This is a genomic window from Mycobacterium sp. PTI7 (assembly GCF_056679845.1).
Genome location: NZ_CM155252.1, coordinates 4,711,781 through 4,727,120 on the forward strand (window position 1 = coordinate 4,711,781; position 15,340 = coordinate 4,727,120).

The 15,340-nt window shown below is 69.6% G+C and carries 16 protein-coding genes; 4 read left to right on the forward strand and 12 right to left on the reverse strand.

Annotated elements, in window-relative coordinates:
* Window position 1: 1 nt before the first annotated feature.
* The 10 genes from AC1MEY_RS22790 to AC1MEY_RS22835 form a co-directional block, all read right to left on the reverse strand.
* Window positions 2-691: a 3-oxoacid CoA-transferase subunit A gene (locus tag AC1MEY_RS22790; protein ID WP_480227647.1), complete on the reverse strand. Its 690-nt coding sequence runs from the start codon at window positions 689-691 to the stop codon at window positions 2-4.
* Window positions 688-1,869, reverse strand: coding sequence for a bifunctional 3-oxoadipate enol-lactonase/4-carboxymuconolactone decarboxylase PcaDC (gene pcaDC, locus AC1MEY_RS22795; RefSeq protein WP_480227648.1), 1,182 nt, complete (start codon window positions 1,867-1,869; stop codon window positions 688-690). The genes AC1MEY_RS22790 and pcaDC overlap by 4 nt, the downstream gene beginning before the upstream one ends.
* Window positions 1,866-3,065: a lyase family protein gene (locus AC1MEY_RS22800; protein ID WP_480227649.1), complete on the reverse strand. Its 1,200-nt coding sequence runs from the start codon at window positions 3,063-3,065 to the stop codon at window positions 1,866-1,868. The genes pcaDC and AC1MEY_RS22800 overlap by 4 nt, the downstream gene beginning before the upstream one ends.
* Window positions 3,062-3,622, reverse strand: coding sequence for a protocatechuate 3,4-dioxygenase subunit alpha (gene pcaG, locus AC1MEY_RS22805; RefSeq protein WP_480227650.1), 561 nt, complete (start codon window positions 3,620-3,622; stop codon window positions 3,062-3,064). Before pcaG ends, AC1MEY_RS22800 begins: the two co-directional genes overlap by 4 nt.
* Window positions 3,619-4,389, reverse strand: coding sequence for a protocatechuate 3,4-dioxygenase subunit beta (pcaH, locus tag AC1MEY_RS22810; RefSeq protein WP_480227651.1), 771 nt, complete (start codon window positions 4,387-4,389; stop codon window positions 3,619-3,621). The genes pcaG and pcaH overlap by 4 nt, the downstream gene beginning before the upstream one ends.
* A gap of 9 nt (window positions 4,390-4,398) precedes the next feature.
* The gene (locus tag AC1MEY_RS22815; RefSeq protein ID WP_480227652.1) at window positions 4,399-5,757 is read right to left on the reverse strand and encodes an MFS transporter; all 1,359 of its coding nucleotides are present in this window, start codon (window positions 5,755-5,757) and stop codon (window positions 4,399-4,401) included.
* A gap of 71 nt (window positions 5,758-5,828) precedes the next feature.
* Window positions 5,829-6,683, reverse strand: coding sequence for a shikimate dehydrogenase (locus tag AC1MEY_RS22820; protein ID WP_480231628.1), 855 nt, complete (start codon window positions 6,681-6,683; stop codon window positions 5,829-5,831).
* 103 nt (window positions 6,684-6,786) lie between these two features.
* The gene (locus AC1MEY_RS22825) at window positions 6,787-7,428 is read right to left on the reverse strand and encodes a TetR/AcrR family transcriptional regulator (protein WP_480227653.1); all 642 of its coding nucleotides are present in this window, start codon (window positions 7,426-7,428) and stop codon (window positions 6,787-6,789) included.
* A gap of 43 nt (window positions 7,429-7,471) precedes the next feature.
* Window positions 7,472-8,305, reverse strand: coding sequence for a CPBP family intramembrane glutamic endopeptidase (locus AC1MEY_RS22830; RefSeq protein WP_480227654.1), 834 nt, complete (start codon window positions 8,303-8,305; stop codon window positions 7,472-7,474).
* 29 nt (window positions 8,306-8,334) lie between these two features.
* Window positions 8,335-8,883, reverse strand: coding sequence for a TetR/AcrR family transcriptional regulator (locus tag AC1MEY_RS22835; protein WP_480227655.1), 549 nt, complete (start codon window positions 8,881-8,883; stop codon window positions 8,335-8,337).
* 115 nt (window positions 8,884-8,998) lie between these two features.
* Here AC1MEY_RS22835 and AC1MEY_RS22840 point away from each other — a divergent pair, with 115 nt between their 5' ends.
* The 4 genes from AC1MEY_RS22840 (at window position 8,999) to AC1MEY_RS22855 (ending at window position 11,925) form a co-directional block, all read left to right on the forward strand.
* Window positions 8,999-9,748, forward strand: coding sequence for a 3-oxoacyl-ACP reductase family protein (locus AC1MEY_RS22840; protein ID WP_480227656.1), 750 nt, complete (start codon window positions 8,999-9,001; stop codon window positions 9,746-9,748).
* Between the two features lie 43 nt (window positions 9,749-9,791).
* Complete coding sequence (locus AC1MEY_RS22845) at window positions 9,792-10,217, forward strand: pyridoxamine 5'-phosphate oxidase family protein (protein ID WP_480227657.1); 426 nt, start codon at window positions 9,792-9,794, stop codon at window positions 10,215-10,217.
* A 141-nt stretch (window positions 10,218-10,358) separates the two neighbouring features.
* On the forward strand, window positions 10,359-11,390 hold the full coding sequence (locus AC1MEY_RS22850; protein WP_480227658.1) for a fused (3R)-hydroxyacyl-ACP dehydratase subunits HadA/HadB: 1,032 nt from the start codon (window positions 10,359-10,361) through the stop codon (window positions 11,388-11,390).
* Between the two features lie 73 nt (window positions 11,391-11,463).
* Window positions 11,464-11,925, forward strand: coding sequence for a hypothetical protein (locus AC1MEY_RS22855; protein WP_480227659.1), 462 nt, complete (start codon window positions 11,464-11,466; stop codon window positions 11,923-11,925).
* On the opposite strand, the gene AC1MEY_RS22860 is transcribed toward AC1MEY_RS22855, so the two are convergent.
* Window positions 11,922-14,801, reverse strand: coding sequence for an MMPL/RND family transporter (locus AC1MEY_RS22860; protein ID WP_480227660.1), 2,880 nt, complete (start codon window positions 14,799-14,801; stop codon window positions 11,922-11,924). The two genes, AC1MEY_RS22855 and AC1MEY_RS22860, sit on opposite strands and share 4 nt — an antisense overlap.
* Complete coding sequence (locus AC1MEY_RS22865; RefSeq protein WP_480227661.1) at window positions 14,798-15,202, reverse strand: MmpS family transport accessory protein; 405 nt, start codon at window positions 15,200-15,202, stop codon at window positions 14,798-14,800. The genes AC1MEY_RS22860 and AC1MEY_RS22865 overlap by 4 nt, the downstream gene beginning before the upstream one ends.
* Window positions 15,203-15,340: the final 138 nt, after the last annotated feature.

A 15,340-nucleotide genomic window follows, 5' to 3' on the forward strand; every position in this document is an offset into this window, starting at 1 on the left:
GTCACGAGGCCTCCGACATGGATGCGGTCGCCGCGCCGAGGTCGAGCACCCGGTCGACGTAGATGGACGGCGTCACCACCACTTCCGGGTCGATGTCACCGGTGTCGACGACGGCGGACACCTCGACGACGGTCAGGTCGGCGGCCGTCGCCATGACCGGCCCGAAGTTGCGGGCCGTCTTGCGGTAGACGAGGTTGCCCATCCGGTCGCTGCGATGGGCGCCGATCAGCGCCACGTCACCCCGGATCGGGTATTCGAGCACGTAGTCGCGCCCGTCGATGGTGCGCGTCTCCTTGTCCTTGGCGAGGTCGGTGCCGAAGCCCGTCGGGCAGAAGAACGCCCCGATCCCGGCGCCGGCGGCCCGCATCCGTTCGGCGAGGTTGCCCTGCGGCACCACCTCGAGGTCGATCCTGCCCGCGCGGTACAGCTCGTCGAAGACGTACGAATCACGCTGTCGTGGAAACGAACAGATGATCCGGCGCACCCGTCCGGCGGCCAGCAGCGCGGCCAGGCCGGTGTCGCCGTTGCCGGCGTTGTTGCTGACGATCGTCAGGTCGGTGGCGCCGTGGTCGACGAGCGCGTCGATCAGGACCGTGGGCATGCCGGCCATCCCGAAACCGCCGACCAGGACGGTCGATCCGTCGGCGATGCCGGCCACCGCCTCCGCCGGAACACCGGTGATCAGCGTCATCGGGCACCGCCCTCGGCGTCGTAGTCGGACAGCACACCGGCGGCGATGCGGAACGCGGAGTTGGCGTCGGGGACGCCGCAGTAGATCGCGGTCTGCATGATCAGCTCCTTGATCTCGTCGTTCGTCAGGCCGTTGCGGCGCGCGGCGCGCAGGTGCATGACGAACTCCTCGTGGTGGCCGCGCGCGATCAGGGCCGTCAGCGTGATCATCGAGCGGCTGCGACGGTCCAGCCCGGGCCTGGTCCAGATGCCGCCCCAGGCGTACTCGGTGATCATGCGCTGGAAGTCGGCGGTCAGGTCGGTGGTGGCGGCCACGGCCCGGTCGACGTGGGCGTCGCCGAGCACCTCGCGCCGGACCGCCATGCCGGCCCGGTGGACGTCGTCCAGGGTGCCGGAGGTCGGAGACGTCGGCAGTCCCACGTTCTCCGCGATCAGCGCCGCGACCCGGTCGGGTGCCTCCGCCGGCGCGAGGTGGCCCACGCCGTCCAGCACGACGATCTCACCGTTCTGCACTCCGTCCGCGATGCGCTGCAACGACTCCGGCGGGGTGGGCACGTCGTCGCGGCCCGCGATCGCGAGCACGGGTGCGGTGATCTCGCGCAGTCGCGGTGCGACGTCGAAGTCGGCCAGCGCCTCGCACGCCGACGCGTAGGACTCCGGATCGGTGTGGCTCAGTCCGTCGAGCAGTGCGGCGGTGACGCCGGGGTGCCGCTCGACGAAGCCCGCCGCGAACCAGCGCTGCGGCGAGGTGGCGACCATCGGGGCGATGCCGTCGGCGCGGACGGTGGCGGCGCGCTCGTGCCAGCCGTCCGGTGTGCCGATCACCGCGCCGGTGCACATCAGCGTCGCGGTGCTCACCCGGCCCGGCGCGTCGAGGAGCACCTGCAGGCCGACGGCGCCACCCACGGAATCGCCTGCGTAGTGGAAGGTCTCGGCGCCGGCCTGATCCGCGACGGCGAGTACGGCGGCGGCGAGGTCGGCGATCGAGAAGTCCGTGGCCGGTGCACCGCGGCCGTGGCCGGGTAGGTCCCAGCCGACGACACGGGCGTGCGGGACGAGCCGGTCGGCGACCGCGCCCCACAGGGTGGCGGCCGACGTGCCCAGCGACGGGCCGAGCAGGATCAGCGGGCCGTCGTCGGGTCCGCGGAAGTCGACGGTGGCGAGCGCGGGAACGGTCACGAGGACTCCTCGAGGAAGCGGCGGGCGCGGGTCAGCGTGGCCTCGACGAAGCGATCGGCGGCACCGGTGTAGTCGGAACGCGCCGGGCGACCGGCCAATTCGCTCATCGTCTGCTGTTCTGCGTAGAGACCGTCTGCGGCGGCGAGGTTGGCTGCGACGCGGGACTCGTCGATCCGGAGTCCCGTGACGAGGTCGGAGGTGTGCGCGGCGGCGACCACGGTGCGTCGCGCCAGGGTCCGCAGCGTGGCCCATTCCGCATGCCACGCGCCGTCGGAGCGCTCGTCGACGCTGCCGGCCGACGCGGCGTGCAGTGTGGCGCCGAGCGGGCCCGCGGTGATCGCGGCGCGGCGGATCAGCACCGAGCGCACCGGATTGTTCTTGTGCGGCATGGTGGACGACCCGCCGCCGCTGCCCTCGGCGAGTTCCCCGATTTCGGGGCGGCTGCCCGTCGCGACGTCGGCGGCGACGTGTCCCCAGGCGTCGCAACAGCTCACCAGCGCATTCCCGATCCGGGTGATCGGTGCGCGCGTCGTGTGCCACGGCAGCGCCGGCGCCAGGACCAGTTCGTCGGCCAGCGCGTCGCTCAGTGCGAGTGCCCGGTCGACGGAGCCGGCGAGTTCGGTCGTGGCGGCGAGTGTGCCGACCGCGCCGCCGATCTGGACGGGCAGCGACGTCCGCAGGCCGGCCAGCGGCTCCGCCGCGTCGAGCACGCCGTCGAGCCAGCGTGCGACCTTGGCGCCCAGCGTGCTGGGCAGTGCCGCCTGGGTGAGCGTCCGCGCGAGGGCCGGTGTGTCGCGGTGCCGTTCGGCGAGGTCGACGAGTGCCCGCACCTGCGCGGCGCATTCGACGCCGACCCTGATGAGCACGTCGCGGACGCAGATGACCACCGCCGTGTCGAGCACGTCCTGACTCGTCAGACCGCGGTGCAGCCAGCGCGCCCTCGTCTCGTCCGAGCGGTCGCGCAGGATGGCGACCAGCGCGCTGACGGGGTTGCCGTCGACGTCGGCGCGGCGCGCGATCGTCTCGGCATCGCCGTCCGCGACGGTCAGTTCGGTCCGAGCCTCCGCCGGGGCGATCCCGGCGTCGACGAGGCAGCCGAGCCACGCCTGCTCGACGGCGACCATCGCGGCGAGGAACGCCTCGTCGCTCATCAGGTCGCCGGCGAGGTGGTCGCCCGGCCAGAACAGGTCCGTCACCGCTGCTGCCCGGGGTAGCGGAGGAAGACGGTCTCGCGCGGACCCTGCAACTGGACGTCGAAGCGCAGTCCGCTCGCGTCGCGGGTGGCGATCAGCGTCTCGCGGCGCTCGGGTGGCAGCGACGCCAGCAGTGGGTCCCCGCTCAGGTGGTCGCCCGGGACGTAGGCGCGGGTGAACAGTCGATTGAGCAGGCCGCGGGCGAACACGGTGAGCAGGATGAACGGCGCTGCCCCCGGCTGGACGGGGCCGGGGATCACGGTGGAGAAGGAGTACCGGCCGTCGTCGCCGGTACTCGCCCGCCCCCACCCGGTGAAGGTGAAGCCGTCCCGGCGCAACGAGCCGGCGGACCGGGGCACCGTGCCGTCGGCGTCGGCCTGCCAGATCTCCAGCAGCGCGTCGGGGACGGGCCGGCCGGCGCCGTCGGTGACGATCCCGGACAGCTGGACGGCGTTCGGCGACCCCGGCGGCACCAGTTCGTGGCACCGGTCGAACGGGAGGGCGTAGCCGAAGAAGGGGCCGACGGTCTGGCCCGGGGTGGCGGTCTGGGCGCTGGTCATCGGTCCTCCTCCACGGGCGTCCGCGAGGCGCCGCTGAGCACGACGTCCCAGCGGTACCCGGTCGCCCACTCGTGGGTGGTGACGTCGTGGTCGTAGGTGGCGACCAGCCGGTCGCGGGCCTTCGGGTCGGTGACGGCCTGGTAGATCGGGTCGAGCGGGAAGAGCGGATCGTTCGGGAAGTACATCTGGGTGATCATCCGTTGCGTGAACTCCGTGCCGAACAGCGAGAAGTGGATGTGCGCCGGCCGCCAGGCGTTGCGGTGGTTCTTCCACGGGTACGGGCCCGGTTTGATGGTGGTGAACCGGTAGGTGCCGTCGTCGTCGGTCAGGCAGCGACCCACACCGGTGAAGTTCGGGTCGATCGCCGCGGGATGCTGGTCGCGCTGGTGGATGTACCGACCGCCCGCGTTGGCCTGCCAGATCTCGACGAGCTGGCGCCGCACCGGCCGGCCGTCGCCGTCGACCACCCGGCCGGTCACCACCATCCGCTCGCCGATCGGCTCACCGCCATGCTGGATGGTGAGGTCGGCCTCGAGCGGGTTGACGTCGCGTTCCGAGAAGCACGGCGTCCACAGCTCGACGCCCTCCGGGTCGACCTGGTGCAGGTCCTTCGTCGGGTATCGCAGCAGGCTGCTGCGATACGGCCGATAGTCGAGCCGGGGCTGCGTCTCCTCGACCCCGGCGCGCTCGTACTCGGCCGCGATCGCCTCGATCTCGGCGCTGACCGCCTGCTGGTCGGCGATCGCGCTGTCGGAGTCGGTCTGCACGGTGCCTCCTCAGTGGTCGACGAGATTGCGCGCGGTGGCGGGCGTCTTCTCGCCCAGGTCCGCGGTCGGGACGTCCTTCGTCTCCTTGGCCGTCAGGGCGGCGCCCGTGGCGATGAGGCAGACGACGGCGGTGAAGATGCTGATGACCACCCAGCCACCTTCCTCCACACCGCCGAGTGCGGTGACGATGGCCGGGGCGAAACCGGCGACCAGGAAGCCCAGCTGCGTGCCGATCGCCAACCCGGAGAACCGGACCCGGGTGGCGAACATCTCGCCGTAGAACGACGGCCACACGGCGTTGGCGGCCGCGTAGCCGAACGAGAACGTCGCGATCGCCAGCGCGAACATCAGCAGGTCGTTGCCGCCGCTCATCGACAGCAGGTAGAAGGGCATCAGTACCGCCGAGGACAGCGCGCCATAGATGAACACGGGCTTGCGGCCGATCCGGTCGGCGAGCTTGCCGAACAGCGGTTGCGTGCCGAGGGCCACGATGTTGGCGACCACGACCAGCCACAGCGTCTCGTCGGCGTTCAGGCCCATCTTCTTGCCGTAGGCGATGGCGAGGTTGGCGAACACCGTCGACACGGCGGCGATCATCGCGCAGAAGATGACGCGCAGCACGTCACGCCAGTGATTGCGCATCAGCGGCGCCAGCGGCATCTTGGCGATGGTGCCCGCGGCCTTGGCGTCCTCGAACTCGGGCGTCTCGTGCAGCCGGCGGCGGATGAAGTACGCGACCACGACGACGAAGGCGCTGAGCCAGAACGGAACTCGCCAGCCCCAGGAGTACAGGTCCTCGTCGGGAAGTGCGACGACAGGGATGACGACGAGTGAGGCGAGGATCAGACCGCCCTGCGTACCGGTGAGCGTCCACGACGTGAAGAACGCGCGGCGCCCGTCCGGCGAGTGCTCGAGCGTCAGCGAGCTGGCACCGGCCTGCTCGCCCGCGGCCGAGAAGCCCTGCAGCAGTCGACACGTCACCAGGAGGATGGGTGCGAGCACCCCGACCGTCTCGTAGGTCGGGAGGCAGCCGATGGCGAACGTCGATGCGCCCATGAGGATGAGCGTGAACATCAGGACGTTCCGGCGCCCGATGCGGTCACCGAAGTGACCGATCACGAACGCACCGATCGGCCGCGCGAGATAGGCGACACCGAGCGTCGCGAACGACTGTGCGAGCGCGACGGTCTCGTTGCCCTCGGGGAAGAAGACCTTCGGGAACACCAGCGCTGCGACGAAGCCGAACACGAAGAAGTCGTAGTACTCGACGGCGCTGCCCATGAAGCTGGCCAGTGCGGCCTTCTTCGGCGTCCGTTCGGGTGCGGCGGCGGGGACGCCGTCGGGTGGGGTGCTGTCGGTGATGCTCATGGGTTCCTCCTACATTCCTCGTTGAATGGGATAGACGTCGAATGGGATCGTTGTCGAACGGGTGCTGCCGATTACGTTGCGAGCGTGCGGAAGTGGCGTGACATGCGGTCGGCGTCCGGGGTGATACCGGTGATCAGCTGGAAGGCTATGGCCGCCTGGTGGACGGCCATGTGTCCGCCGTCGAGGGTCCGGCAGCCGGCCCGACGGGCGGCGGTGAGCAGTGCGGTGTCGAGGGGCCGGTAGACGATGTCCGCGACCCACAGGTCGGGGTGCAGGAGAGCCTCGTCGAACGGCATGCCGGGGTGGTCGGCCATGCCGGTGGGCGTGCAGTGCACTACGCCATCGCTGTGCGGCAACAGGATCGAGAGCTTGTCGAATGCCGACGCGTCGACGCGCGCATCGCGGTGCCGCGTGGCGAGTTCGCCCGCCAGCGCCGTGGCCCGGTCGACGTCGAGGTCGACGATCATGAGGTGTTCGGCGCCCAGGTCGAGGAGCGCGTGGCCCACCGCGGCACCCGCTCCCCCGGCGCCGAGCAGCACCACGTGGGAGGTGGCCGCGCCGGGCAGCCCCTCGTGGAAACCCGTGCCGAAGCCGGGCGCATCGGTGTTGTGCCCGACGGTGCCGGTCGGCCCGAACACCACCGTGTTCACCGCACCCAGCGCCTTCGCGCCGTCGTCGAGGTCGTCGAGGTGCGGGATCACCGACTGCTTGCACGGGTGGGTGACGTTCAGCGCGTCGAACCCGAGGGCACGCGCCCACGTCAGGACGTCGCCGATGCGGTCGGCGTCGAGGCCGACGGACGCGAGGTCGATGGTCCGGTAGACGTAGTCGAGGCCATGGGCGCGGCCCTCGGCCATGTGGAGTGCGGGGGTCAGCGACGGGCCGACGCCCTGTCCGACGAGGCCGACCAGGTACGGGCTGTGCACCACCACGTCACCGCTCCCATCAATGTACGAACTAGTACGTTCGTAAAAGTGAAGCACTGTGTCCCACGTCTCGTCAAGCAGATCGTGTGAGCCGGCTCGCTCGTCAGCGCGTGGTGAGCCACCCGACGACGACGTCGCCGATCATGCGCCGCAGGTGGGCGCGCCGTTCCGGCTCGGCGAAGTCCACGTCGAACAGGAAGCCGAAGGTGTAGCGGTTCGCCACCTGGAACACGCAGTAGGAACTGATCAGCAGGTGCACGTCGAGCGCCTCGACGTCGGCACGGAACACACCCTGCTCGTGGCCGCGGGCGAGGATCTCGTCGAGCAGCGACGTCGCCGGCTGACCGAGACTCCGCAGCGAGTCGATCCGCCCGATGTACTCCCCGCGGTGGATGTTCTCGATCGCCACCAGCCGGATGAAGGCCTGATGGTCGAGGTGGTGGTCGAAGGTGAGTTCCGCCAGCTTGCGCATCGCGTCCACCGGATCGACGTGGTCCACCCGAAGTCGTTGCTCGGCCTCGCGGATACCGCGGTAGGCGCTCTCGAGCACGGCCATGTACAGGCCCTCTTTGCCGCCGAAGTAGTAGTAGATCATCCGCTTCGTGGTGCGTGTCCGCTCGGCGATCTCGTCGACCCGCGCACCCGAATAGCCGGACTCGGCGAACACCTCGGTGGCGACGGCGAGGAGGTCGGCACGGGTCCGCTCGGCGTCACGCTGGAGTTCGGGGCGGGGATCGCCGGTCACGCCGCGAGCCTACTGTCCGCCCCGCGTTCGACAGGAGACGCGACTACGTCGCCCCGAGGATGACGATGCCCGTGATCGCGGCGAGGTCCGCGAAGAAGTGGATGGTGGTGTTCCAGGCGGTGCCCCGGTTCTGCAGCATCGCCAATCCCGTGACGAGACCGAAGACGAAGGTGAAGAGCACGCCGGTCACACCTCCGGGGCTCCCCGTGACGTGGCCGAGGCCGAAGATCACCGACGACAGGATCAGTGCGACGCAGGGCCCGGTGACGGATCTCGTCGTGCCGATCAGCGCATGGCGGTAGAGCAGTTCCTCGGACACGGCGTTCACGAACGGCCCGGCGACGAGCAGGGGAAGTGCGCCCAGCAGGACGCCGACGAGACCATCGGCGCCGTGCGCCCCGTCCAGTACGGCGGGATCGGTGAGGAAGAGGACGGAGACGACGACGATCACCAGCGGTCCCGCCACCGACCACCGCAGTCCCGGAACGCCGGTCGGTGCGTTCAGTTCGCCCCTGGTGACGAGGAGCCGCCGCGGTGACCATCGGTAACCGACGGCAATCGCCAGCAGCACCGCCACCGAGATCAGCTTGGTGGAGTTCACCAGGAGGAACACCGCCGGGAGCGACGCGGTCGAGATCCAGTGCGCCACTGCCTCGTTCGCTGTGATGATGGCGGAGGCCCATCCGAACACCGAGACGGCGCCAAGCGCCAGCACGGCGTCTGCCGGACCCTCGCATCCTGGTCGTCGCCGCAGTAGGACGCCGAAGGCGAGCAGCGCCGCGGTCACCACGGCGCCGATGGCCACCCGGGTCGTGACGTCCTCGAGAACCTGGACCGCGATGCTTGCGGCCACCGCGAGGACCACGGCGATCGCCACGGGTGCGAGAGTCCGTGCATCACGGGCCGTCACGTGCCGGGCCAGCCGGCCATCGCCCGGTCCGCGACGGCGTGCAACTCGGCGCGGCTCGCTCCGCTGCGCGACTGGATCGCGATCCCCTGGCACACCGCCGCGATCCACCGGGCCAGCTCCGTCGCGTCGGCGCCTGCCAGTTCACCGGCGTCGATCGCGGCGTCGAACCGCGTGGCGAGCTGGTGCACCGTGGCCTCGCGCAGTTCGGCGAGTCCCGGGGCGCGGCCGACCGTGAGGCATCCCCGCGTCTCGCCACTGACCGTCTCGGCGGCGCCGTGCAGCATCGCCTCGGCGACCTCGCGGGCCGTCGGCAGGGCGATCGCCGCGGCCATGTAACCACCCGGCCCGGCGAGGTAGCGCCGCATCGCCCGCTCGAACAGCTGCTCCTTCGACCCGAACTCGGCGTAGACACTGCGGCGGTTGACGCCGGTGGCGGCGGTGACGTCGGAGATCGAGACGGCGTCGAACCCGCGCTCCCAGAACAGCTTCATCGCCTGCTCCTCGACCTCGGCGGGGTCGAACTCGCGCGGCCTCCCGACTGCCATTGACGACCACCTCCGTGTGATGCCGGTCACGTGGGGAATGGGTTGGCCCCATACCGGCTTGATCCAGCGTAATAAGTAACACTACGGTTCGTAATTCACTGAGAGGTCGTTCGCGATGAGCACCACACCCCTGGCCGGCAAGCGGGCCCTCGTCACCGGCGGGTCGCGCGGCATCGGCGCGCAGATCGTCCGGCGGCTGACCAGTAACGGCGCCGCCGTCGCCTTCACCTACGCCGCGTCGGCGGCCGACGCCGAGAAGCTCGTCGCCGACGTGACCGCCGCCGGCGGCACCGCGGTGGCCATCCAGGCCGATGCCGCCGATCCTGCCCAGAACGTGGCCGCGGTCGAGCGGGCGGTCGGCGAGCTGGGCGGCCTAGACGTGGTCGTCAACAACGCGGCGTCGGTCACCATCGCCGCCATCGAGGACTACACCGCCGAGCAGTACGACCGGATGATCGCCGTCAACGTCGGCGGCATGTTCTGGACGACCCAGACCGCGGTACCGCACCTCGCCGACGGCGGACGGATCATCAACATCGGCAGCATCAACGCCGACCGCGTACCGGGACCGGGCCTGTCGGTGTACGCCCTGACCAAGGGCGCGGTGTCGTCGTTCACGCGCGGCCTCGCCCGCGAACTCGGACCGCGCGGCATCACCGTCAACAACGTGCAACCGGGCCCCATCGACACCGATGCCAACCCCGACGACGGGGGCGACTTCCCCGAGAGCCTGAAGCAGATCATGCCGCTCGGCCGTTACGGCCACACGACGGACGTCGCCGCCATCGTCAGCTTCCTGGCCGGCCCGGAGTCCGGATTCGTGACCGGCGCCCACTGGAACGTCGACGGCGGGTTCACCGTCTGACGGCGCGGGAATAGCCCCGCCGAGCAGCCGCGTTGCCCGGGGGATGAAGGCCTTCTCCGAGCAGGACCGCCAGCAGTTCCTCCAGGACGTCCGTGTCGCCGTGCTGTCGGTGGCAGCCGACAACGGTCGGCCGCCGGCCAGCGTGCCGATCTGGTACGACTACGCCGACGGTCTCATCCGGATCAGCACCGGAGCCTCCTCGCGCAAGGCGCGACTGATCCGGGAGGCGGGCGTCGTGACACTGGTCGTCCAGCGCGAGGAACCGCCCTACCAGTACGTCGTCGTCGAGGGCACCGTCGTCGACACGACGACACCTACGCCGCCGGACCTCGGCCTGGCCATCGCGGTCCGCTACCTGGGCGAGGACGGCGGCCACGCCTTCATGGAGTCGATGCGAGACGTGGGCAACGTGATGTTCACCGTGCGCCCCGATCGCTGGATGACCGCGGACTTCTCCGACGACCTGTAGGCCACCGATCGGGTGGCTGGAGGTGCCCACGCGCACGCATCGCCGTTTAGTGACGAGCGCGCCGCGCGTTAATGTGCTGGGGTCGGCACGTGAGTACGAGCCGATCGGCAAGTGTTGAGCACCTTCGATGAGGACGATCCCGTGACCACAGCAGCAGAGGCGTCGGAACTCGAATCCCGGGTCGGCCACTACTACCAGGCAGACGACACGTATCTCGTGGGCCACGAGCGCGTCCGCGAGTTCGCCCGCGCGGTGCAGAACTATCACCCCGCGCACTGGGACCTCCCCGAAGCCGAGAAGCTCGGCTACGCCGGCTTGGTCGCGCCGCTGACCTTCACGTCGGCGCCGGCGATGGTCTGCAACCAGAAGATGTTCGAATCGGTGGTCATCGGTTACGACATGTACTTGCAGACCGAAGAGGTCTTCGAGCAGCACCGACCGATCGTGGCCGGTGACCTCCTGCACACCGACGTCGAACTGGCCTCGGTGCGGCGGATGGCGGGCCGGGACCTGATCACGGTCACCAACACGTTCACCGACGCCGCGGGCGAGCGGGTGCACACCCTGCACACCACGGTCGTCGGCGTCACCCCCGAGGACGTGGATCCGGCGATCCGGGCGGCCGTCGCGGGCGTGATGATGCACGACGTCAACATGCTCGGCCGCGACGAGTCGCACAGCGACTTCGAGAAGGCCACCCGCCCCGAGGGCGACGTCCACATTGCCGACGGCGGCCTCACCCGCACGCCGGGCTCGCCGTCCTTCGACGACGTCAAGGTGGGCGACGAGCTGCCCGTGCACGAGGGGCGGCTGTCCCGCGGCGACCTGGTCAACTACGCCGGCGTGGCCGGTGACGCCAATCCGCTGCACTGGGACGCCGACATCGCCCGGCTCGCAGGTCAACCCGACGTCATCGCCCACGGGATGCTGACGATGGGGTTGGGCGCCGGATACGCGGCGTCGTGGCTGGGCGACCCGGGTGCCATCACCCGCTACGCCGTGCGACTGTCCCAGCCCGCGATCGTGACCGCCGCCGAGGGCGCGGTCATCGAGTACAGCGGACGCATCAAGAGCCTGGACCCCGAGACCCGCACCGGCGTCATCATCGTCGCCGCGAAGTCCGCGGGCCGGAAGATCTTCGGGCTGGCGACGCTGAACGTCCGCTTCAGCTGAGGCGGTCCGCCTCCCCTGTCACCTTCCTGTGAGTATCAGCAGCGGGTGCTTAGGGAAGGTAACGTTTTCGGGCATGAACCTCGGTCCCTGGGGCGACCTGACGATCTTCGCGGGCGTCATGGAAGCCGTCTTCGCCACCTGCGTCTTCGTCTACGTCGGCCGGCTGGAACGACGGACGTCGCACCCGCTCGGTGACCAGGTCGGAGCACACAAGGCGGTGCTCGCCAAGGTCCGCAAGCGAGAACCCCTGACACGGGACGAATACGACTATGCGGCCGAACTGGTCGACGACGCCCGCTCACCGCTGGCGTACGCGATACCGGCCGCGCTGTTCACCCTCGGCTTCTTCTACGTGGTGGGCTGCCTCTACATCCTGCACGTCCACGGCGGCGACCCGTCCTTCCGCACCTTCATCGGCGGCATCCCGATGCTCACGTCGATCAACATGGCGGTGCAGCTCCGCAAGGTCGCGCGCCTTGGGAAGCGACTGACCCTCGCCGAGCAGTCCCGCGACGTGGTGACCGCCGGCCGCTAACGCGCGTGTCGGGGCGTACCGGCAACCGTCGGGTCGTCGTCCCACAGCGTGAGTTGGCGGCCGTCGTCGCCCGTCCGGAACGGTCGAGGGACGGGACGCTGGCGCACCTTGAGCGGCCACCAGAACCAGCGGCCCAGCAGCGCGGCGACCGCCGGCGTCATGAAGGACCGCACGATGAGGGTGTCGAACAGCAGACCCAGCGCGATCGTCGTGCCGATCTGGCCGAGGATCCGCAGGTCCGCGAAGACGAATGACGCCATCGTCGCCGCGAACACCAGGCCGGCGGCCGTCACCACCGCGCCGGACCCCGCCATCGCCCGGATGATGCCGGTGTTGAGGCCCGCACCGATCTCCTCCTTGAACCGGGAGATCAGCAGCAGGTTGTAGTCGGATCCGACCGCCAGCAGCAGAATGATGGCCAGCGCCAACACGATCCAGTACAGGTCGATGCCGAGCAGGTCCTGCCAGATGAGCACCGACAAGCCGAACGACGCCCCCAGCGACAGCGCGACCGTGCCGACGATGACGAGCGCGGCGACGATGCTGCGGGTGATGAACATCATGACGAGCAGGATCAGGCTCATCGCCGCGATCGCGGCGATGATCAGGTCGTACTTCGCGCCGTCCTGAATGTCCTTGTAGGTGGCGGCAGTTCCCGCGATGAGGATCTTGGACCCGCCGAGTGGGGTGCCCTTGACGGCACCCTGCGCGGCATGGCGGATGGCCTCGATGTGCGAGATGCCCTCGGGCGTCGCGGGATCGCCCTCGTGGGTGACGATCATCCGCGCCGCCGTGCCGTCGGGCGACAGGAACAGCTTGAGCCCGCGCAGGAACTCCGGGTTGCTGAACGCCTCCGGCGGTAGGTAGAACGAGTCGTCGGTCTTCGACGCGTCGTACGCCTGGCCCAGTGCGGTCGAGTTCTTCAGCGCCGCCTCGGTCTGGTCGTTGATGCCCGACGTCGTCGCGTAGTTGGTCAGCGTCAGATCGCGATTGGTCTGCTGGTTCGCGATCTGCGGCGGGATGAGCGCCAGCAGCTTCGGTTGCAGCGCATCGAGATTGGCGATGCTGCCGGAGACGTTCTTCAGCTGGTCGGTCAGGGCGTCGATGCCGTCGAGCGCGTCGAACAGCGACCGGATGGCAGCGCAGGCCGGGATGTCGAAGCAGTGCGGTTCGAAGTAGAAGTAGCTGCGGATGGGGCGGAAGAAGTCGTCGAAGTTCGCGATCTTGTCGCGCAGGTCCTCGGCGGTCGCGACGGTCTGCTGGAAGGCCCGGGTTTGCTCGTCGGTCGCGGCGCTCGACTGTTGTTGCAGCGCATACTGTTGCCGCAGCGTCTCGATCGAGTCGTTGATGACGTCCACCTGCTTGAGCAGGTCGCTGCCGCGGGCCTGCTGGAACGGCAGGTTGTTGATCTGCGACGCGCTGCTCGCGCTGATCTGGAACGGGATCGACGTGTGGTCCAGGGGCGTGCCGAGCGGGCGGGTGATCGACTGCACCTGCGCGATGCCGTCGGTGTGGAAGACCGCCTTGGCGACGCGCTCGAGCAGGATCATGTCGGTGGGGTTCCGGAGGTCGTGGTCGGCGTCGACGACGAGCAATTCGGGGTTGAGTCGCGCCTGCGAGAAGTGTCGCTCGGCCGCGGTGTAGCCGACGTTGGCCGGCGCCGTCGAGGGCAGGTACGGCCGGGCGTCGTAGCTGGTCTGGTAGCCGGGCAGGGCGAGCAGCCCGATCAGCGCGATGCCCACCGTCGCCACCAGGATCGGGCCGGGCCAGCGGACGATGGCCGTCCCGATGCGGCGCCAGCCGCGGGTGCGCATGGGCCGGCTGGGCTCGAACAGGCCGAAGTGGCGACCGATGACCAGCAGCGCGGGCGCCAGCGTCAGCGCGGCCACTACCGCGACGAGCACGCCGATGCCGGCCGGGACGCCGAGGCTCTGGAAGTACGGCAGCCGCGTGAAGCTCAGGCACAGCACGGCGCCGGCGATCGTGAGGCCCGAGCCCAGGATGATGTGCGCGGTCCCGTGGTACATCGACGTGAACGCCGTGATGCGGTCCTCCCCGGCCCAGCGGGCCTCGTGGAAGCGGCCGAGTAGGAAGATCGCGTAGTCGGTGCCGGCCGCGATGACGAGCAGCGTCAGCAGGTTCGTCGAGTACGTCGAGAGTTCGATGATCCCGGCGTTCGCGAGGACGGCGACGACGCCGCGCGACGCGGTCAGCTCGATCATCACCGTGAAGATCACCAGGAACACCGTGGTGAGGCGGCGGTAGATGAAGAACAGCATCACCGCAATGACGCCGAGCGTGATCAACGTCGTCTTGAGGGTGCCGTGCCTTCCCACCTCGAACTGATCGGTGACCAGCGGCGCCGCGCCGGTGACGTACGCCTTGAGCCCCGGAGGCGGCGGGGTGTCGGCGACGATCTGGCGTACGGAGTCGACCGACTCGTTGGCCAGCGACTCGCCCTGGTTGCCGGCGAGGTACAGCTGCACCAGCGCGGACTTGCCGTCGGAACTCTGCGAGCCCGCGGCGGTCAGCGGATCACCCCAGAAGTCCTGGACGTGCTCGACGTGCCTGGTGTCCTTCTCGAGTTCGTCGACCAGGCCGTCGTAGTACCGGTGGGCGTCGGCGCCGAGCGGCTGGTCGCCCTCCAGCACGATCATCGCCGAGCTGTCGGAGTCGAACTCGTCGAACACCTTGCCGATCTGCTTGCTCGCCTGCAGCGACGGCGCGTCCTGCGGACTCAGCGAGACGTTGTGCGCCTCGGCGACGGTCTCCAGCTGAGGCACGAAGACGTTGGTCAGCACGGCGAGCGCGAGCCAGAACAGGGCGATCGGCACCGAGAACCGGCGGATGACGTCCGGGATGCGGCGGGTGCTCATCCGGACTTGTCCAGGCAGTAGGTGAAGGCGTTCAGGGTGGTCACCGATCTCTCGTCCTTGACGACGTCGTCGATCTTGATGCGGCAGCCGATCGAGTCGCCGTCACCCTGCGCCGACACGTTGACGAAGACGGCGGGCTGAGTGGTGGTCGCGTCGTACGCCCACGGCAGGGTGGCGTCGTCGGCGCGCTGCGGTTGCGCGTTGACGTCGAGGTACGTGATGGTCGCGACCGTTCCTGGCGGGCCGTACACCTCGAGGACCACGTGCTTGGGGTTGAACGGCACGATGTCGCTGTCGGCGCCATTGGGCGTGGAGGTGACGTCCTGCGAGGCGAAGATGCCCTGCAGCCGGAAGACGGCGAAGCCCGCGACGACGACCACGACCACCGCGACGATGAGCATCCAGCGCCTGGCGATTCGCCGCCCGAGCGAGACACGCTGCGCGCGTGACCCTTTCACGGGCGGCAACCGGCACTGGACGTCACGGAGATTCCTCTAGGATGGCTAAACAACGAGCTTGACGGTACGACACCGGACCGT

Excerpts from the sequence above, each read along its gene's own strand:
- pcaG (WP_480227650.1), bottom strand. The coding sequence starts at position 3,622 with ATGACCAGCGCCCAGACCGCCACCCCGGGCCAGACCGTCGGCCCCTTC.
- AC1MEY_RS22835 (WP_480227655.1), bottom strand. The coding sequence starts at position 8,883 with ATGGCAGTCGGGAGGCCGCGCGAGTTCGACCCCGCCGAGGTCGAGGAG.
- AC1MEY_RS22815 (WP_480227652.1), bottom strand. The coding sequence starts at position 5,757 with ATGAGCATCACCGACAGCACCCCACCCGACGGCGTCCCCGCCGCCGCA.
- AC1MEY_RS22845 (WP_480227657.1), top strand. The coding sequence starts at position 9,792 with ATGAAGGCCTTCTCCGAGCAGGACCGCCAGCAGTTCCTCCAGGACGTC.
- AC1MEY_RS22855 (WP_480227659.1), top strand. The coding sequence starts at position 11,464 with ATGAACCTCGGTCCCTGGGGCGACCTGACGATCTTCGCGGGCGTCATG.
- AC1MEY_RS22790 (WP_480227647.1), bottom strand. The coding sequence starts at position 691 with ATGACGCTGATCACCGGTGTTCCGGCGGAGGCGGTGGCCGGCATCGCC.
- AC1MEY_RS22865 (WP_480227661.1), bottom strand. The coding sequence starts at position 15,202 with ATGCTCATCGTCGCGGTGGTCGTGGTCGTCGTCGCGGGCTTCGCCGTC.
- AC1MEY_RS22840 (WP_480227656.1), top strand. The coding sequence starts at position 8,999 with ATGAGCACCACACCCCTGGCCGGCAAGCGGGCCCTCGTCACCGGCGGG.
- AC1MEY_RS22860 (WP_480227660.1), bottom strand. The coding sequence starts at position 14,801 with ATGAGCACCCGCCGCATCCCGGACGTCATCCGCCGGTTCTCGGTGCCG.